Annotated in this window: 16 protein-coding genes; 4 read left to right on the forward strand and 12 right to left on the reverse strand. The window is 73.0% G+C overall.

Annotated elements, in window-relative coordinates:
• Positions 1-25: 25 nt before the first annotated feature.
• The 5 genes from hisH to hisD are packed head-to-tail and all read right to left on the reverse strand — an operon-like array spanning position 26 to position 3,866.
• Positions 26-661: an imidazole glycerol phosphate synthase subunit HisH gene (gene hisH, locus P3T27_RS04455; RefSeq protein ID WP_280674388.1), complete on the reverse strand. Its 636-nt coding sequence runs from the start codon at positions 659-661 to the stop codon at positions 26-28.
• A gap of 42 nt (positions 662-703) precedes the next feature.
• Complete coding sequence (locus P3T27_RS04460) at positions 704-856, reverse strand: hypothetical protein (RefSeq protein WP_280674389.1); 153 nt, start codon at positions 854-856, stop codon at positions 704-706.
• Positions 853-1,446, reverse strand: coding sequence for an imidazoleglycerol-phosphate dehydratase HisB (gene hisB / locus P3T27_RS04465; protein ID WP_218198172.1), 594 nt, complete (start codon positions 1,444-1,446; stop codon positions 853-855). The genes P3T27_RS04460 and hisB overlap by 4 nt, the downstream gene beginning before the upstream one ends.
• A gap of 6 nt (positions 1,447-1,452) precedes the next feature.
• A complete protein-coding gene (locus tag P3T27_RS04470; RefSeq protein WP_280674812.1) occupies positions 1,453-2,553 on the reverse strand; it encodes a histidinol-phosphate transaminase in 1,101 nt (366 codons plus the stop codon).
• 5 nt (positions 2,554-2,558) lie between these two features.
• The gene (gene hisD, locus P3T27_RS04475) at positions 2,559-3,866 is read right to left on the reverse strand and encodes a histidinol dehydrogenase (protein ID WP_280674390.1); all 1,308 of its coding nucleotides are present in this window, start codon (positions 3,864-3,866) and stop codon (positions 2,559-2,561) included.
• Positions 3,867-3,957: 91 nt separating this feature from the next.
• Between hisD and P3T27_RS04480 the strand changes: the two genes are divergently transcribed.
• From P3T27_RS04480 to ybaK, 3 genes are all read left to right on the forward strand, one after another.
• Positions 3,958-5,535, forward strand: coding sequence for an oxidoreductase (locus tag P3T27_RS04480; RefSeq protein ID WP_280674391.1), 1,578 nt, complete (start codon positions 3,958-3,960; stop codon positions 5,533-5,535).
• Between the two features lie 62 nt (positions 5,536-5,597).
• Complete coding sequence (locus P3T27_RS04485; RefSeq protein ID WP_280674392.1) at positions 5,598-6,326, forward strand: LON peptidase substrate-binding domain-containing protein; 729 nt, start codon at positions 5,598-5,600, stop codon at positions 6,324-6,326.
• A 14-nt stretch (positions 6,327-6,340) separates the two neighbouring features.
• The gene (gene ybaK / locus P3T27_RS04490) at positions 6,341-6,835 is read left to right on the forward strand and encodes a Cys-tRNA(Pro) deacylase (protein WP_280674393.1); all 495 of its coding nucleotides are present in this window, start codon (positions 6,341-6,343) and stop codon (positions 6,833-6,835) included.
• An 84-nt stretch (positions 6,836-6,919) separates the two neighbouring features.
• On the opposite strand, the gene P3T27_RS04495 is transcribed toward ybaK, so the two are convergent.
• From P3T27_RS04495 to P3T27_RS04520, 6 genes are all read right to left on the reverse strand, one after another.
• Positions 6,920-7,741: a hypothetical protein gene (locus P3T27_RS04495; RefSeq protein ID WP_280674394.1), complete on the reverse strand. Its 822-nt coding sequence runs from the start codon at positions 7,739-7,741 to the stop codon at positions 6,920-6,922.
• 74 nt (positions 7,742-7,815) lie between these two features.
• Positions 7,816-8,631: an ABC transporter permease gene (locus P3T27_RS04500; RefSeq protein ID WP_280674395.1), complete on the reverse strand. Its 816-nt coding sequence runs from the start codon at positions 8,629-8,631 to the stop codon at positions 7,816-7,818.
• Positions 8,628-9,626 carry an ABC transporter ATP-binding protein gene (locus P3T27_RS04505; protein ID WP_280674396.1) on the reverse strand — a complete coding sequence of 333 codons (999 nt, stop codon included), beginning with the start codon at positions 9,624-9,626 and terminating at the stop codon, positions 8,628-8,630. The genes P3T27_RS04500 and P3T27_RS04505 overlap by 4 nt, the downstream gene beginning before the upstream one ends.
• 162 nt (positions 9,627-9,788) lie before the next feature.
• Complete coding sequence (locus P3T27_RS04510; RefSeq protein ID WP_280674397.1) at positions 9,789-11,096, reverse strand: NYN domain-containing protein; 1,308 nt, start codon at positions 11,094-11,096, stop codon at positions 9,789-9,791.
• A 247-nt stretch (positions 11,097-11,343) separates the two neighbouring features.
• The gene (locus P3T27_RS04515; protein WP_280674398.1) at positions 11,344-12,372 is read right to left on the reverse strand and encodes an aspartate-semialdehyde dehydrogenase; all 1,029 of its coding nucleotides are present in this window, start codon (positions 12,370-12,372) and stop codon (positions 11,344-11,346) included.
• A gap of 102 nt (positions 12,373-12,474) precedes the next feature.
• Positions 12,475-13,365: a dihydrodipicolinate synthase family protein gene (locus P3T27_RS04520; protein WP_280674399.1), complete on the reverse strand. Its 891-nt coding sequence runs from the start codon at positions 13,363-13,365 to the stop codon at positions 12,475-12,477.
• A 72-nt stretch (positions 13,366-13,437) separates the two neighbouring features.
• On the opposite strand from P3T27_RS04520, the gene P3T27_RS04525 reads away from it, so the two are divergent.
• Positions 13,438-14,325: a LysR family transcriptional regulator gene (locus tag P3T27_RS04525; RefSeq protein ID WP_280674400.1), complete on the forward strand. Its 888-nt coding sequence runs from the start codon at positions 13,438-13,440 to the stop codon at positions 14,323-14,325.
• Positions 14,326-14,370: 45 nt separating this feature from the next.
• On the opposite strand, the gene dnaE is transcribed toward P3T27_RS04525, so the two are convergent.
• Positions 14,371-17,904, reverse strand: coding sequence for a DNA polymerase III subunit alpha (gene dnaE, locus P3T27_RS04530; protein WP_280674401.1), 3,534 nt, complete (start codon positions 17,902-17,904; stop codon positions 14,371-14,373).
• Positions 17,905-17,981 lie beyond the last annotated feature (77 nt).

Here is a 17,981-nt window from a genome sequence, read left to right on the forward strand (position 1 = left end):
TAACTCTTCTGTCGTCAGAGGGTCGTCAGAGGGTGTCGACCCAGTTGGTCAGGAGGGCGGCACCGGCGTCGCCGGACTTCTCGGGGTGGAACTGGGTGGCCCAGAGCGGGCCGTTCTCGACGGCCGCGACGAACGGCTGCCCGTGCGTGGCCCAGGTGACGAGCGGGGGGTGGATCCGCGCGCTGTGGGTCTCCAGCTCCCAGTGCCGCACGCCGTAGGAGTGCACGAAGTAGAAGCGGCTCTGCGGGTCGAGGCCGGCGAACATCCGGCTGCCCTCGGGCACGTCCACGGTGTTCCAGCCCATGTGCGGGATGACCGGGGCCTCCAGCGGTTCGACGGTGCCCGGCCACTCGTCGCAGCCGGCCGTCTCCACGCCGTGCTCGACCCCCTTCTCGAAGAGGATCTGCATGCCGACGCAGATGCCCATGACGGGGCGGCCCCCGGCGAGCCGGCGGTCGATGATCCAGTCACCGCGGACGGCCTTCAGGCCGCGCATGCAGGCCTCGAAGGCACCGACGCCGGGGACGAGCAGGCCGTCCGCGTTCATCGCGGTGTCGTAGTCGGAGGTGACGGTGACGTCCGCCCCGGTCCGTTCGAGCGCGCGCTGCGCCGAGCGGAGGTTGCCCGACCCGTAGTCGAGGACGACGACGTTCTTGCCCATGTTCAGGTGTCCAGTCTCTCTACGTGTCCGGAGCCCACGTGGCTAGAGGCGCATGATGCCGGCGGCCAGGCACATCACCGAGCCGAACGCGAGCACCAGGATGACGCCCTTGGGCAGCTTCTGCTTCCAGAACGAGATCACGCCGCCGGCCAGGAAGAGGCCGACGAAGATGAGGGCGAGGGCAGCCTTGCTCACAGTGCACCCTTGGTCGAGGGGAGGATGCCGGCCGCGCGCGGGTCGCGCTCGGAGGCGTAGCGCAGGGCCCGGGCCAGCGCCTTGAACTGGCATTCCACGATGTGGTGGGCGTTGCGCCCGTACGGCACGTGGACGTGCAGCGCGATCTGCGCCTGGGCCACGAAGGACTCCAGGATGTGCCGGGTCATCGTGGTGTCGTAGCTGCCGATCATCGGCGCCATGTTCTCGGGCTCGGTGTGCACCAGGTAGGGCCGGCCGGAGAGGTCCACGGTGACCTGGGCGAGCGACTCGTCCAGCGGCACCGTGCAGTTGCCGAAGCGGTAGATGCCGACCTTGTCGCCGAGCGCCTGCTTGAAGGCGGCGCCCAGCGCGAGGGCGGTGTCCTCGATGGTGTGGTGGGTGTCGATGTGCAGGTCGCCGTCGGTCTTGACGGTGAGGTCGAACAGACCGTGGCGGCCGAGCTGGTCGAGCATGTGGTCGTAGAACCCGACGCCCGTGGAGATGTCGGTCCTTCCGGTGCCGTCGAGATCGATCTCGACCAGGACCGAGGTCTCCTTGGTGGTGCGCTCAACGCGTCCGATGCGGGACATACGGGGTTACAGCTCCTTGATCACGGTGCGAACGGCGTCCAGGAAGGCGTCGTTCTCGGCGGGCGTGCCGGCGGTGACGCGCAGCCACCCGGGGACGCCGTTGTCACGGACCAGGACGCCCTGGTCGAGGATGGCCTGCCAGACGGCGTGGGTGTCGGCGAAGCGGCCGAACTGGACGAAGTTGGCGTCCGAGTCGGTGACCTCCAGGCCGAGCCCGCGCAGCGCGTCCACCAGCCGGTCGCGCTCCGCCTTGAGCCGGCCGACGTAGCCGAGCAGGGTGTCGGTGTGCTCCAGGCAGGCCAGCGCGGTGGCCTGGGTGACGGCCGACAGGTGGTAGGGCAGGCGGACCAGCTGCACCGCGTCCACCACCGCCGGGTCGCCGGCCAGGTAGCCCAGCCGCAGCCCGGCCGCGCCGAAGGCCTTCGACATGGTGCGGCTGACCACCAGGTTGGGGCGGCCCTCGATGAGCGGCAGCAGCGAGGCGCGGTGCGAGAACTCGACGTACGCCTCGTCGACGACCACCAGGCTGGGCCCGGCGGCCTGCGCGGCCTCGTACAGCCGGAGCACGGTGTCGGCGGCGACGGCGGTGCCGGTCGGGTTGTTCGGCGAGCAGACGAAGACCACGTTCGGCCGGTGCTCGGCGATCGCGGTGACGGCGGCGTCCAGGTCGATGGTGAAGTCGTCGCTCCGCGGACCGGAGATCCACTCGGTGCCGGTGCCCCGGGAGATCAGCGCGTGCATCGAGTAGGAGGGCTCGAAGCCGAGCGCGCTGCGGCCGGGGCCGCCGAAGGTCTGCAGCAGCTGCTGGAGCACCTCGTTGGAGCCGTTGGCGGCCCAGACCTGCTCGCGCGCGACCGGGAAGCCGGTGGTGCGGGTCAGGTACGCCGCGAGGCCCTCGCGCAGCTCGACCGCGTCCCGGTCGGGGTAGCGGTTGAGGTTCCGGGCCGCCTCGGCGACGCGCTCGGCGATCCGGGCCACCAGCTCCTCGGGGAGCGGGTACGGGTTCTCGTTGGTGTTCAGCTGGACGGGCACGTCCAACTGCGGTGCGCCGTACGGGGACTGGCCGCGCAGCTCGTCACGGATGGGGAGGTCGTCGATGCGGGTCACAGCGGTCACGAGCCGGGCACCGTCCAATCGAATCGGGCCTTGATCGCGTCGCCGTGCCCCGGCAGGTCCTCCGCGTTGGCCAGGTTGACGACGTGCGCGGCGACGTCCGCGAGCGCGTCCCGGTCGTACTCGACGACCTGGACGCCGCGCAGGAAGGTCTGCACGGACAGGCCCGCGGAGTGGCAGGCGCAGCCGCCGGTGGGCAGCACGTGGTTGGAGCCGGCCGCGTAGTCGCCCAGCGAGACCGGGGTCCAGCGGCCGATGAAGATCGCGCCCGCGTTGACGACCCTGGCGGCGACCGCGTGCGGGTCGCGGGTCTGGATCTCCAGGTGCTCGGCCGCGTAGGCGTTGACCACGGCGAGGCCCTGGTCCAGGTCGTCGACCAGGATGATCCCGGACTGCCGGCCGCCCAGCGCCTCGGCCACCCGCTCGCTGTGCTTGGTCCGCGCGACCTGCACGGCCAGCTCGGCCTCGACCGCCTCGGCCAGCTCCGGCGAGTCGGTGACCAGCACCGAGCCGGAGGTCGGGCCGTGCTCGGCCTGGCTGATCAGGTCGGCGGCCACGTCGGACGCCAGCGCGCTGTCGTCGGCGAGGACGGCGATCTCGGTCGGGCCGGCCTCCGAGTCGATGCCGATCCGGCCGGCGAACAGGCGCTTGGCGGCGGCCACGTAGATGTTGCCGGGGCCGGTGACCATGGTGACCGGCGCGCACTCCTCGGTGCCCAGCGCGAACATCGCCACCGCCTGGGCGCCGCCGACGGAGTAGACCTCGTCCACGCCGAGCAGCGCGCAGGCCGCCAGGATGGTCGGGTGCACGCGGCCCCCGAACTCCTTCTGCGGCGGGGAGGTCACCGCGATGCCCCGCACGCCCGCCTCCTGGGCCGGCACCACGTTCATCACCACGGAGGACGGGTAGACCGCCAGCCCGCCCGGCACGTACAGGCCGACCCGCTCCACCGGCACCCAGCGCTGGGTGACCGTGCCGCCCGGCACCACCCGGGTGGTGTGCCCGGTGCGGCGCTGGTCGGCGTGCACGGCGCGGGCCCGGCGGATCGACTCCTCCAGGGCGGCCCGCACCTTCGGGTCCAGCGTCTCCAGGGCCTCGGTCAGCTGCTCGGCCGGGACGCGGGTCGACTCCAGCCGGACGCCGTCGAAGCGCTCGGTGATCTCGATCACGGCCGCGACCCCGCGATGGCGTACGTCCTCGGCGATCGGCCGCACCTTCTCCAGGGCGGCCGCCACGTCGAACTCGGCACGGGGCAGCAGGTCACGCGGGTCGTCCAGCGAGCCGCGGAGGTCGATTCGAGAGATCACGCCACCCAGTGTAAGGAGTGGCCGGAACCACTGGTCCCGTATTTCACTCCGTGATACGAAAGGCGAGACGACCGGGGGGGCGGGGGAAACCATGGTGGAGCAGGCTCCGGAGGGCTGGACCGACACCGAGCGTGAGCTCTGGGAGGCCTTCCGCCGCGGCAACGTGTTCGACCGGCGCAGCGGCGACGCCGACACCGACGACCCCTTCGGTGACGCCGTCTGGGGCCCCGGGCGCACCGTCCGGGCCAGGGTCCTGGCCCACCTGCTGCTGGCCGGCCCGGCCGCCGCCACCGGGCGGGTCGCCTCACTGCGGCTCAACGGCGTGTCGGTCACCGGCGCGCTCAACCTGGCCGGCGGCGACATCGGCCACTACGTCGAACTCCGCGACTGCCGGTTCGAGCAGAAGATCCTGATCTCCGAGGCCGGGGCCAGCACCCTGCGCTTCGTCCGCTGTCTGATCCCCCGCATGGAGGCCTCCCGGCTCGCCACCACCGGCGACCTCCACCTGGCCCGCTGCCGGATACCCGAGGGCATACGGCTCACCGACGCCAAGATCGGCACCGACCTGCTGCTCAACCAGACCGTCCTCGGCTGCGACCGCTTCGGCCGCGCGGTCTCCGCCGACGGGATGGCGGTCCACCAGGACTTCGAGGCCGACCGGATCGAGGTCCACGGCGAGCTGAGCCTGCGCACCACCCGGATCGGCGGCCGGTTCTCGCTGCGCGGGGCCCAGCTGCACGCCGTCCCGCAGAACCGCATCTGCCTCAACGCCGTCCGCATCACCGTCGGCCACACCTGCTACCTGACCAGCTCGGCCGACGCCGGGTGGAGCGGCTCCCGCAGCTACTACGGCTCCGGCTACGGCCAGGTGGCCCCGCCCGGCGCGCCCAGCACCCCGTTCCGCGCCTACGGCCAGGTGCGGCTCTCCGACGCCCGGTTCGACGGGGCCTGCCTGATCTCCGGCGAATTCCACCTGGAGGGTGACGACGAGCTCTCGCTGCGCCGCATCCACACCCCCGAACTGCGCTTCGCCTGCCGGGTGCGCCCCACCGGCCCGGTCTCGCTCACCCGCGCCCGGGTCGGCAACCTGGTCGACACCCCGGAGGCCTGGCCGCGCGGCAAGCACCTCGGACTGACCGGCTTCGTCTACGAGAACCTGCGCCCCGCCGCGCCGTTCACCGTCCAGCAGCGGATCGCCTGGCTGGAGGGCGCCTCCGCCGACTTCCAGCCCGAGTCCTACGAGCAGCTCGCCGCCGCCCTGCGCCGCGACGGCGCCGACGACGACGCCCGCGAGGTGCTGTACGCCAAGCAGCGCCGCCGCCGCCAGACCCTCCCGCTGCCCGCCCGGATCTGGGGCCGGGTCCAGGACGCCACCGTCGGCTACGGCTACCGCCCCGGCCGGGCCGGCCTGTGGCTGCTGCTCGCCTGGGCCCTGGGCAGCGCCTGGTTCGCCACCCACCAGCCGGAGCCGCTGAAGCTCGACGAGCGCCCGCACTGGAACCCGGTGCTGTACACGCTCAGCCAGCTGATCCCGGTCGTCGACCTCGGCCAGCAGGGCTGGAACCCCGGCGGCCTCAGCCAGTACGTCTCCGCCGGGCTGGTGATCGTCGGCTGGCTGCTCGCGACCACCGTCGTCGCGGGCGCCTCCCGGATGCTCCAGCGGGGATGACCGCCTCCCCGCGGGGATAACCGCGACGCACCACGCCCGCCCGGGGAACTACGCTGTCCGCCGTGACAGAACGGCTGCCGCTCTTCCCGCTGAACAACGTGCTCTACCCGGGCCTCGTGCTGCCCCTGAACGTCTTCGAGGAGCGCTACCGCCGTCTCGTCGCCGACCTGCTCGCACTCCCGGCCGACACCCCCCGCCGCTTCGGCGTGCTCGCCATCAAGGACGGCCGTGAGGTCGCCCCGGTCCGCCCGGAGGAAGGTCCGGCCGGGCCGCTCGACGGCCTCGGCACCGCCACCGGGGACCCGCTGGAGGCGATCTTCCACATCGGCTGCGTCGCCGACGTCGCGTCCGTCCAGGAGCAGCCCGACGGACGCTACGAGCTCCTGGTCACCGGCACCACCCGGTTCCGGCTCCGCTCGGTGGAGGTCTCCGGTCCGTACCTGACCGGCGAGGCCGAACTAGTCGAGGAGCGCCCCGGGGAGGGCTCCGGCGCCCTCGCCTCCGAGGTCGAGCGGGCCTTCCGGGTCTACCAGAAGCGCCTGGCCGGCGCCCGCGAGGCCAGCACCGTCGGACGCCAGGAACTCCCCGACGACCCGCAGGTGCTCTCCTACCTGGTCGCCGCCGCGTCCGTGTTCGAGACCCCGGTCAAGCAGCAGCTGCTGGCCTGCCCGGACACCGCCCAGCGGCTGCGCACCGAACTCGACCTGCTGCGCCGCGAGAGCGCCGTGCTCAGCTGGCTGCCGTCGCTGCCCGCGGTCGACCTCACCCGCCAGTCGTTCAGCCCCAACTAGCCCAGGACCCGCGCATGGCGAAGAAAGCGAAGAAGGGCGCGCAGGGCACCCCTGCCACCGTCGCCCTGGAGACCGCCGCCGTCCCGTTCAGCGTGCACGCCTACGAGCACGACCCGGCCGCCGCCTCCTACGGCGGCGAGGCCGCCGAGGCCCTGGGCGTCGCCGCCGAGCGGGTCTTCAAGACGCTGGTCGCGGACGTGGACGGCGTCCTCATCGTCGGCGTGGTCCCGGTCGCCGGCCGGCTCGACCTCAAGGCCCTCGCGGCGGCCGTGGGCGGCAAGCGCGCCGCCATGGCCGACCCGGCCGCCGCCGAGCGCAGCAGCGGCTACGTCCGCGGCGGGATCTCCCCGCTGGGCCAGCGCCGGGCGCTGCGCACCGTCGTCGACGCCAGCGCCCTCACGCACCCCACCGTCTACGTCTCCGCCGGCCGCCGCGGCCTGGAGGTCGAACTCGCCCCCGGCGACCTGGTGGCCCTCACCGGGGCCCACACCGCCCCCATCGCGCGCTGAGCCGACCGGGCCCGCCCGGTCGGCTCTCGCGCCCCCTCGCGCCCCCTTGCGAAGGCCGGGGGCGCCCCGCTCAGTCCGGCCCGCTCAGCCCGGTCCCCGGTCCCCCGGCCGCGCGGCGCCGTCCGAAACCGGCTGCTCCCCGCCCACCGCGGGAGCGGCCGGAGCCTCGGGAGCGGCCGGCGGCTCAGGGGCGGCCGGAGCCTCGGGGGTCTGCGGCAGCTGTCCGTACGGCCCCGCCCAGTACGGCGGCGGGTCCTGCTCCCGCTTCCCGAACGCCGCCGACAGCGCCAGCAGCACCACCATCGCCGTCATCGGCCACACCACCAGCGCGCCCATCGCGCCCAGGTCGATACTCGCGTCGAAGTGCCCGCCGTTGCCGACCCGCCGGGCCTCGGCGATCAGGTTGTCGCTGGGCCCGAGCCACCGCCCGAGGCGCCAGGCGCCGACCGACCCGAGCAGTCCGCCGACCACCAGCCCGACCGCGACCGCGATGCCACCGCCGCGCCGCCGGGTGATCAGGAAGGCCCCGAGCGCGGTCAGGATGCCCGCGCCGAGCCCGATCAGGACGAAGACCGCGTCGGCCCCCGCCCGCTGCTCGCCTTCCGGGTCGGCGTAGAGGATCCGGTCGCCGTCCACGACCAGCGGCACCTTGGGCGCCAGCCAGACCCACAGCCCCGCCATCACCAGCCCGACCACGATGCAGGCCAGTACCGTGCCCGCGCCGATCCGCAGCTCCGGCAGCAGCCGCTCCAGGAGCCTGGGCTCCGGCGACTGTGCCACCGCGAGGCCGGTCGGCGGCGTCCCGGCGTCCGGGGCCGGCGGCGGCGCGAACGGGTTGGGGGTGGCGTCCGGCACCGCGTCCGCGTCGGCGCGGGTGGGATCCGGAGGCGTGTTCGGTACGGTCACAGGCCCCATCGTTTCACGATCGCGGCCCGGACGAGCCTTCGCCCGTGCCTCTCGGCGGCGGACTCAGACACGCCCTACCGCGAGACGGCCCGCCGGTACGCCCAGGTGGCGATCGCCAGCGACACCACGCCGACGCCCGCGCAGACCGCCAGGTCCCCTGCGACCAGCACCCAGTCCGGGTCGGGCGTGAAGGTCTCGGCGAAGGCCTCCACGCCGTACGTGGACGGCAGCAGGTCCCGCAGCCACAGCACCGGCTGCGGCAGGTGGTCGACCGGCAGCACGCCGAGCAGCAGCGCCGCCGACATGCCGAGCTGCCCGAGCATGGTGGCGATCTCCTGGCGGGGTGCGAGCAGCCCGCAGGCGGCGCCGAGCCCGGACAGGGCGGCCCCGGCGAGCGGGACGACCGCCAGCAGCACCCACAGCTGCCCGAGCGGCAGCCCGAACATCACCGCGCCGAAGGCCGCCGTGGCGACCGTGCCCGGCAGCGTGAACGAGGCGTACGCGGCGGCCGCACCGAGCACCACCGAGGCGGCGGGCACGGGCAGCGTGGCGTAGTGGTCGAGCCCGCCGGTGGCCCGCAGCCGGCCGAAGTACTGGGCGAGCAGGTTGAGCGCGACGAACGCCACCACCAGCACGCTGGAGCCCGCCACCACCGACCGCGCGGCCGAGGTCTGCCCGGCGTCCACCACCCCCCGCATCATCACCAGGATGCCGACGGACTGGAAGGTGGCGACGAACAGCAGCGGGATCCGCGCGACCTTGGCCCGGGCGAGCTGGGCCCGGTAGACGGCGGCGAGCGCGGGCAGCAGCCGGGCCGCCGGGGCGAGCGGGGCGGGTGCGCCGCCGGTCGCGGGGGCGGTGGCCTGCGGCGGCACCGAGAGCAGCGTCACTTGGCCAGTCCTCCGTGGCGGCCCCCGAGCTTGAGGTAGGCGTCCTCAAGGCTCGGGGTGGCGAGGGTGAAGTCGTCGAGGGCGGCGAAGGCCGGGCCGGTGGTGACGGCGGCGACCAGTTCGCGGGCCTGTTCGGGGGTGGTGCGGACGGTCCAGCGGCGGCCGGTGCGCTCGGCCCGTTCGGCGAGTGCGGCGACGGCCGGGACGGCGATCGGCGCCTCGTCCCGCCAGACCAGGTCGAGCCGGACGTTGCCGTCGACGAGGGCCTTGAGCCCGCCGGGGGTGTCGCAGGCGATCACCCGCCCGTCGTCGACCACGGCGACCCGGTCGAGCACGGTCTCCGCCTCGATGACGTTGTGGGTGACCAGCAGCACGGTCGCGCCGCGCTCGGTGCGCCGCCGGTCGACGGCGCTCCAGACGGCCCGCCGGGCGACCGGGTCCATGCCGGTGGTGGGCTCGTCCAGGACGAGCAGCGGCCGCTCCCCGACCAGGGCGGCGGCGACGCACGCGAGCCGGCGCTGGCCACCGGAGAGCTTGGCGAGCGGCCGCTGGGCGATGGGCTCCAGCCCGAGTTCGGCGAGGACGTCGGCGGCCTCGGCGCGGGCCTGGGCCCGGGTGAGCCCGCGCAGCCGTCCGGTGGTCTCGGCGGCGAGCGCGACGGTCAGTTCGTCGAGGGCGCTGGACTCCTGGCCGAGGTAGCCGAGCAACCGGGCGGCCCGTTCGGGGTGGCGGACGACGTCGTGGCCGAGGAGCTCGATCGAGCCGGCGTCGGGGCGCAGCAGGCCGGTGAGTTGGCGGACCAGGGTGGACTTGCCGGCCCCGTTGGGTCCGAGCAGCCCGAAGATCTCGCCCTGACGGACGGTGAGGCTGATCCCGTCGTTGGCCCGGATCACGGTGGCGGCGGCTCCGCGCCCGGTGCGGTAGGTCCGTACGAGGTCGCGCACGGCGACGCACGGCGGGGTGTCCTTGGGTGCTCGCCCTGCCGTCTCGCTCACGACCGAAGACTTTACGCGCTCGCGCGGGCGAACCGGACAAGGGGGCCTGATCACCGAAAACCGACTCCGGGCCGGCCCCGGGCCGCCCCCGGCCCAGCCGGCTTCCGCCAGGCCGAGCCGGCCCGTCGGACCGAGCCGGGCCGCGCCGGGCCCGGCCGGCCGTCAGTCGTCCACGACCATCGATCCGCCGGGCACCCGGGCGGCGAGTTCCTTCCAGAATCCGGCCCGGATGGCGTAGCGGTCGTGCTCGTCGATCTGGTCGTCCTTGTGCGCGAGCAGCCCGAAGCGGGCGGCGTAGCGGAGCAGTTCGCCGTCGACCCGGTGCGGGATGCGCGGGTAGTCGGGCCAGAGCACGGTGAGCCGTTCGACGTCGCCGAGGCGTTCGCTCCAGCGGCGGGCGAACACCTGGCCGACCTCGTGGGCGTCACCGCCGATGGAGGTGATGTCCTCCTCCCGGTCGACCCAGCGCTGTTCGGCGGTGGTGAGCTGGGCGAGGGTTGGCAGGCTGTCGCCGGCGGTGACGGCTGGTTCGGGGGTGGGTCGGTCGACCCAGCCGCGGTCGGAGGACCAGCGCAGCACCGGGCCGGCCTGCCCGGCGGCGCCCGTCCCGCCGATCGCGTGCCCGTTGGAGCCGGTCACGCCCGCACCGTGTCCGTTGACGTGCCCGTTGGGGCCGTGCCCGTTGGGGCCGTGCCCGTTGACGGCCGGGGTGACGGCGGAGGCGCGCCCGGCCAGGTCCTTGGGGGTGGGGACGACCTTGAGCGCGGCGGCCGGCTGGGTCCGCCCGTGGACGGCCGGGGCCCCGGCGGCCGCGGGGACGACGGCGGCCGGCTGGACGACCGGGGGCGCCACGGCGGGCGGGGCGGCGAGGATCTTGGCGATCTCCTGGCGGGGGCCGGGCGCCGGGAAGACGCTGGCGTTCTCGCGGAGGCTGAAGGGGCCCTCGATCCACTCGCGGTCGAGCACCCGCCGCTCGTCCGCCTCGCCGACCAGGTCCTCGGACTGGTTGAAGTCGCCGTCGGCGGCCTGCAGCGCCCACAGGTGGACGGCCACGCCGTGCTCCTTGGCGGTCATCATGCCGGGCAGCAGGTCGCCGTCTCCGGTGATCAGCACGACGTCGGCGCAGGCCCGGTTGCGGGCGAGTTCGGAGAGTTCGGCGTGCATGGCGGCGTCCACGCCCTTCTGCACCCAGCGCCCCTCGGCGCGGGTGAGGGCGCCGAGCCGCACGGTGACCCGGGGCAGCACGCGCAGCCGGCGGTGTTCGGGCATCGGGCGCCGGTCGGGCGCGGCGTCGAACCAGTAGATGCGCAGCAACGGCAGCCCGGTCTCCGCCTCGGCGCGTTCGCGCAGCGCGGCGATCAGCGCGGCGTGGTCGACGGTGACCCGGGAACGGGACGGGTCCCCGGCGAGCAGGCTGGCGGCGGCGCCCAGCAGGTATCCGGCGTCCACCAGGACGACACAGCGGTCCATCGCGCACCTCTTTCCGCTCGCCCTCGGGGGTCGGGCCGGGTGGGCGCGGATCCGCCCGCCGTCCGGGCGTGGTGGGGTGAGGGGCCCCCGTGGCCGCCCGATCGTTGGGTCACCTTTTACCCCTGGTTCGCGTGCCGAACCTCGGCGGATGTCCCGGTACCGCAACAGCCGCCCCAACGGAACGCCAAGGCGGGCCCCGTTCAACGACGGGGCCCGCCCGAGGTCACGCCGGGGGTGGCGGGCGGGTTCAGCCCTTGAGTTCGGCGGCGACCAGCTCGGCCAGCTGCACGGCGTTGAGCGCGGCGCCCTTGCGCAGGTTGTCGTTGGACACGAACAGCGACAGGCCGTTCTCGACCGTCTCGTCCGCCCGGATGCGGCCGACGTAGCTCGGGTCCCGGCCGGCGGCCTGGAGCGGGGTGGGGATGTCGGACAGCTCGACGCCGGGGGCGCCGGCGAGCAGCTCGGCGGCGCGCTCGGGGCTGATCGGACGCTCGAAGCGGGCGTTGATCTGCAGTGAGTGGCCGGAGAAGACCGGGACGCGCACGCAGGTGCCGGCGACCTTGAGGTCCGGGATGCCGAGGATCTTGCGGCTCTCGTGGCGGAGCTTCTGCTCCTCGTCGGTCTCGTTGGAGCCGTCCTCGACGATGGAGCCGGCCAGCGGCACCACGTTGAAGGCGATCGGGCGCTGGTAGACCTTGGGCTCGGGGAACTCGACGGCGGAACCGTCGTGGGCGAGCGCGGCGGCGCCGTCGACGACCTTGGCGGCCTGGTCCTGCAGCTCGGCCACGCCGGCCACGCCGCTGCCGGAGACGGCCTGGTAGGTGGAGACGACGAGCGCGGCGAGGCCGGCCTCCTCGTGCAGCGGGCGCAGCACGGGCATGGCGGCCATGGTGGTGCAGTTCGGGTTGGCGATGATGCCCTTGGGCCGGTCGGCGATGGCGCCGGGGTTGACCTCGGAGACGACCAGCGGGACCTCGGGGTCGCGGCGCCAGGCGGAGGAGTTGTCGATGACGACGGCGCCGGCCGCGGCGGCCTTGGGGGCGAGGGCCTTGGAGGTGGAGCCGCCGGCCGAGAAGATCACGATGTCCAGGCCGGCGTAGTCGGCCGTGGCCGCGTCCTCGACGGTGACCTCGGTGCCCTGCCAGGGCAGGGTGCGTCCGGCCGAGCGGGCCGAGGCGAACAGCCGCAGCTGCTCAACCGGGAAGCCACGCTCCGCCAGGATCTCGCGGACCACGCCGCCGACCTGGCCGGTGGCGCCGACAATGCCGATCTTCATTCCGACTACTCCTCTGAATGGTGCTGTTCACAGCCGCACTCTGCCCATCATGCCTTGTCACGCGGGCGGGACGACCTGCTGTTCCACGGTGTGAGAGGCCTCTTAGTGGTCCAGACCACTCGCCAGCTTCAGAGCGGCTTCGACCTCCGCCGCCCCGGCCGGCAGCAGCGGCAGCCGGACGTCCGGGGTGGGGATCCGGCCCTGGGCGTGCAGCACGCCCTTGACCACCGTCGGGTTCGGCGCGGCGAAGGCGGCCAGTGCCAGCCCGGTGAGCCGGCGCCCGAGCGCCCGGGCCCGGTCGGCGTCCCCGGCCTGCCAGGCGGCCGCCAGCTCGACGAACCGGGCGGTGGCCAGATGAGCGGAAGCCAGGATGCCGCCGGCCGCGCCGAGCGCCAGCATCGGGGCGAGGAAGGCGTCCTCGCCGGCCAGCACCGCGAAGTCGGCGGGGGCGGCGGCGAGCAGTTCCACCGCCGCCTGGTCCAGCCCGCCGGTCGCGTACTTGACGCCCACCACGCCCGGGACGGCGGCGAGTGCGGCCAGCGCGGCGGCGGACAGCTGCTGCCCGGTGCGGTACGGGATGTGGTAGACGAGCAGCGGCAGCGGGCTGCGCTCGGCCAGCGCCCGGAAGTGCGCGACCGTCCCGGCCTCGCCCGGCCGCAGGAAGGCCGGGACGGTGACCAGCGCGGCCGCGGCCTGCGGCACCCGCGCACCGAGCGCGGCCAGCGACTCGGCGGTGGAGCGGGTGTCGCCGCCGTGCGCGCCGACGGTCAGCCGGGCCCCGCGCGCGGCGCAGGCGGCCGCGGCCACCTCGACCACCGCCCACCGCTCGTCCTCGCTCAGCGCGGCGGGCTCGCCGGTGGTGCCGAGGGCGACCAGTCCGGCCGCGCCGGCCGCCAGCAGTTCGTCGGCCAGCCCGGCCAGCGCGTCCAGCGCGACCGAGCCGTCCGTGGCGAAGGGCGTGATCAGGGGCACGTGGATACCGGTGAGTTCCATGACCACGATCCTGCGGCCCGCCGATCACCCAGGTCCAGTTCACATTTCCGACGCTTCTCGTAAGCTGAGCCGATGCTCGACGTCCGACGCCTGCGCCTGCTGCGCGAACTCGCCCACCTCGGCACGATCGCCGCCGTCGCCGAGGCGCTCTCCTTCAGCCCATCGGCGGTGTCCCAGCAGCTGTCCGTCCTGGAGAAGGAGGCCGGCGTACCGCTCCTGGAGCGCACCGGGCGGCGGGTCGCGCTCACCCCGGCCGGGCGGAACCTGGTCCGGCACGCCGAGGCGGTGCTCGCCCTGCTGGAACAGGCCGGCGCCGAACTCGCCCACGCGCGAAGGGGGTTGGCCGGCCCGCTGCGGATCGGCACCTACCCGTCGGCGGCCCGCGCGATCATCCCCGCGGTGCTGGCCGAGCTGGCCGCCTGGCACCCGGGCCTGGAGCCGATGGTCGCCGAGGTGGATCCGGCGGGCGTCGGGGCGGCGCTGCGCGCGGGCGAGCTGGACGTCGCCCTGGTCCACGAGTACGACCTGGTCCCGGCCGATCCGGAGCCGGGCCTGGCGATGACCCGCCCGGTGTTCACCGAGCCGATGTACCTGGCGGCCCGCACCCCCGGCACGGTCGCCGAGCAGCGCGGCGCGCCGTGGATCATGGCCCCGCCGGGCACGCTCTGCCACAGCATGGCCGTCCGGGCCTGCGAGTCCGCCGGGTTCGCGCCCCGGATCCGGCACCAGATCGACGACTTCGCGACCGTCCTGGCCCTGGTGGCGGCCGGCCAGGGCGTCGCGCTCGTCCCGCAGCTGGGCACCGCGCAGCCCCCGCCCGGCGTGGTCCTCACCCGGCTGCCGATGTACCGCCGCACCCGGGCCGCCTTCCGCGCGGGCGCCGGCTCCCACCCGGCCGTCTCGGCCTTCGTCTCGGCCCTGCACACGGCCATCCCGCCGGGCCTGGGCGGACACGGCTGATCCCCCTGCGCCCGTCGACCGGGCACCGGGGGATCGGTCACCGGCTCAGCCCGCCAGGCAGCTCGGCCCGAGCAGCTGCTTCAGGTCCCCGAACAGCGCCGGGTCCGACTTCACCCGGTGCCGGTCCAGCCGCAGCACGGTCGTCTTGTTCCGGCCCTCCAGCCGCACCCGCACCTCCGTGGTGCCCTTGTGGCTGCCCAGCACCTCGCCGAGCCGGGCGATCAGCGGCGGGGTGATCTTCACGCTCGGGATGTTGATGACGATCGGCGCCTCGGCGTGCGCGTTCGACAGGTCCGGGACGGACAGCTCCATCCCCATCAGCCGCGGCACGTCCTCCCGCTTGTCCAGCTTGCCGCGCACGAACACCACGGCGTCCTCGGCGAGTTGGGACGACACCAGCTGGTAGCTGGCCGGGAAGAACATGCAGTCGATCGAGCCCGCCAGGTCCTCGACCGTCGCGATCGCCCAGGCGTTGCCCTGCTTGGTCATCTTGCGCTGCAGGCCCGAGATGATGCCGCCGATGGTGACGATGGATCCGTCCGGCCGCTCGGCGAGGTCGGCCACCGCGCAGTCCGCCTTGTCGGCGAGCACGTGCTCGATGCCGTGCAGCGGGTGGGAGGAGACGTACAGGCCCAGCATCTCCCGCTCCTGGGTGAGCAGGAAGGCCTTCTCCCACTCCTCCTCGGAGAAGACCACGTCGAGGCCGAAGCTCGGCTCGTCGCTCACCGCGTCGCCGCCGAAGAGGTCGAACTGCCCCTCGGCCTCCTTGCGCTTGACGCCGACGACGTTGTCGATCATCGGCTCGAACTGCGCGGTCAGCCCCTTGCGGGTGTGCCCGAGCGAGTCGAAGGAGCCCGCCTTGATCAGCGATTCGACGGTCCGCTTGTTGCAGACCACCGACTCGACCTTGTCCAGGAAGTCCGGGAAGGAGCTGAACCTCCCCTTCGACTTCCGGGTGCGGATCATCGACTCGACCACCGGCCCACCGACGTTGCGGATGGCCGTCAGGCCGAACCGTACGAGGGTGTCACCGTGCGGGGTGAAGTCCGAGTCCGACTCGTTGACGTCCGGCGGCAGCACCTGGATGCCCATCTTCCGGCACTCGTTGAGGTAGATCGCCGACTTGTCCTTGTCGTCCTTGACGGACGTCAGCAGGCCGGACATGTACTCGGCCGGGTAGTTCGCCTTGAGGTAGGCCGTCCAGTACGAGACCAGCCCGTACCCGGCGGTGTGCGCTTTGTTGAACGCGTAGCCGGAGAAGGGGACCAGGACGTCCCACACCGCCTGGATGGCCGCGTCGGAGTAGCCGTGCTCGCGGCAGCCCTTCTGGAAGGGCACGAACTCGGCCTCCAGGATCTCCTTCTTCTTCTTGCCCATCGCGCGGCGCAGCAGGTCGGCCTGGCCGAGCGAGTACCCGGCCAGGATCTGCGCGGCCTTCTGCACCTGCTCCTGGTAGACGATCAGGCCGTAGGTCGGCTTGAGGATCTCCTCCAGGGGCTTCTCCAGCTCCGGGTGGATCGGGGTGATCTCCTGCTGCCCGTTCTTGCGCAGCGCGTAGTTGGTGTGCGAGTTGACGCCCATCGGGCCCGGGCGGTACAGCGCCAGCACGGCGGAGATGTCTTCGAAGTTGTCGGGCTTCATCAGCCGCAGCAGCGAGCGCATGGGGCCGCCGTCGAGCTGGAAGACGCCGAGCGTGTCGCCGCGCGCGAGCAGTTCGTAGGTCGGCTTGTCGTCCAGGGGCAGATCAAGCAGGTTGATCTTGATGCCCTTGTTCTTCTCGATCGCCTTGACGGCGTCGTCCATGATCGTCAGGTTGCGCAGGCCGAGGAAGTCCATCTTGAGAAGGCCGAGGCCCTCACAGGTGGGGTAGTCGAACTGCGTGATGGTGACGCCGTCGGTGTGCCGGGTCCAGACCGGGATGTGGTCGGTCAGCGGCTCGGCGGACATGATGACGCCGGCGGCGTGCACACCGGGCTGGCGGATCAGGCCCTCGATGCCGCGGGCGGTGTCGATGACCTTCTTCACGTCCGGGTCGGTCTCGTACAGCCCGCGGATCTCGCCGGCCTCGCTGTAGCGCGGGTGCGAGGAGTCGGTGATGCCGGACAGCGGGATGCCCTTGCCCATCACGTCCGGCGGCATCGCCTTGGTGATCCGGTCGCCCATCGCGTACGGGTAGCCGAGGACCCGCGAGGAGTCCTTGATGGCGGCCTTCGCCTTGATGGTGCCGTACGTGACGATCATGGCGACCTTGTCGGATCCCCACTTCTCGGTCACGTACCGGATCACGTCACCGCGCCGGCGCTCGTCGAAGTCGATGTCGACATCGGGCATGGAGATGCGCTCGGGGTTGAGGAAGCGCTCGAAGATCAGGCCGTGCGGGATGGGGTCGAGGTCGGTGATGCCCATCGCGTAGGCGACCAGCGAACCGGCTGCGGAACCACGGCCCGGGCCCACCGCGATGCCCTGGCTCTTGGCCCACATGATGAAGTCCGCGACCACGAGGAAGTACGCCGGGAACCCCATCTGGATGATGGTGTCCATCTCGTACTCGGCGAGCTTCTTGTGCTCCTCGTCGTACCCGTTCGGGAAGCGCCAGTCCATGCCCTCCCAGACCTTGGCCTTGAAGAAGTCCGCCTCGGACTCGAAGCCCTCCGGGATCGGGAAGCGCGGCATCAGGTTGCGGAACTCGAACATGCCGGCGGTGTCGACCCGCTGGGCGACCAGCAGCTGGCTGTTGCGGCAGCCCTCCTGCCAGGCGTCCGAGGAGTCCAGCGCGTACATCTCGGCGGCGGACTTGATGTAGTAGCCGGTGCCGTCGAAGCGGAAGCGGTCCGGGTCCGAGAGGTTCTTGCCGGTCTGCACACAGAGCAGCAGGTCGTGCGCCCCGGCGTCGGCCTCGGTGGTGTAGTGCGAGTCGTTGGTGACCACCGGGGGGATGTTCAGCTTCTTGCTGATCTCCAGCAGCCCGTCGCGGACCCGCTTCTCGATGTCGAGGCCGTGGTCCATCAGCTCCAGGAAGTAGTTCTCCTTGCCGAAGATCTCCTGGTAGTCGGCGGCGGACTTCAGCGCCTCGTCGAACTGGCCCAGCCGCAGCCGGGTCTGCACCTCGCCGGAGGGGCAGCCGGTGGTGGCCATCAGGCCGCCGGACAGGTCGGAGATCAGCTCCTTGTCCATCCGGGGCCACTTCACCAGCCAGCCCTCGGAGTAGGAGCGCGAGGTCAGCTTGAAGAGGTTGTGCAGGCCCTCCTTGTTCCGGGCCCAGATGGTCTTGTGGGTGTAGGCACCGGACGCGGAGACGTCGTCCCGCTTCTGGTGCGGCTGGCCCCACAGGATGCGCTTGGTGTTGGACCGGGACTCCGGCGCGACGTACGCCTCGATGCCGATCACCGGGGTGATCCCGGCGGCGGTGGCCTGCTTGTGGAACTCGGCGGCGCCGTACATGTTCCCGTGGTCGGTCATCGCGACGTGGGTCTGGCCCAGCCGCTCGACCTCCTTGAACATCTGCTTCAGCCGGGCGGCACCGTCCAGCATCGAGTACTCGGTGTGGACGTGCAGATGCGCGAACGGCTGGTCGCTCAAGGCGGGGCCTCCGGAGGCGAGTGCGGGTCTGGTGGGCCGGCGAACGTGCAGGTCACAGGGATGCCTGGAAACAGATG

This window comes from Kitasatospora sp. MAA19, from assembly GCF_029894125.1.
In the GTDB taxonomy this organism is placed as follows: Bacteria; Actinomycetota; Actinomycetes; order Streptomycetales; family Streptomycetaceae; genus Kitasatospora.

What these genes read in the sequence shown, in the direction of transcription:
- hisH (WP_280674388.1), bottom strand. Translation starts at nt 661, where the DNA reads ATGGGCAAGAACGTCGTCGTCCTCGACTACGGGTCGGGCAACCTCCGC.
- hisB (WP_218198172.1), bottom strand. Translation starts at nt 1,446, where the DNA reads ATGTCCCGCATCGGACGCGTTGAGCGCACCACCAAGGAGACCTCGGTC.
- P3T27_RS04480 (WP_280674391.1), top strand. Translation starts at nt 3,958, where the DNA reads ATGGTGGAGCAGGCTCCGGAGGGCTGGACCGACACCGAGCGTGAGCTC.
- ybaK (WP_280674393.1), top strand. Translation starts at nt 6,341, where the DNA reads ATGGCGAAGAAAGCGAAGAAGGGCGCGCAGGGCACCCCTGCCACCGTC.
- P3T27_RS04510 (WP_280674397.1), bottom strand. Translation starts at nt 11,096, where the DNA reads ATGGACCGCTGTGTCGTCCTGGTGGACGCCGGATACCTGCTGGGCGCC.
- P3T27_RS04515 (WP_280674398.1), bottom strand. Translation starts at nt 12,372, where the DNA reads ATGAAGATCGGCATTGTCGGCGCCACCGGCCAGGTCGGCGGCGTGGTC.
- P3T27_RS04520 (WP_280674399.1), bottom strand. Translation starts at nt 13,365, where the DNA reads ATGGAACTCACCGGTATCCACGTGCCCCTGATCACGCCCTTCGCCACG.
- P3T27_RS04525 (WP_280674400.1), top strand. Translation starts at nt 13,438, where the DNA reads ATGCTCGACGTCCGACGCCTGCGCCTGCTGCGCGAACTCGCCCACCTC.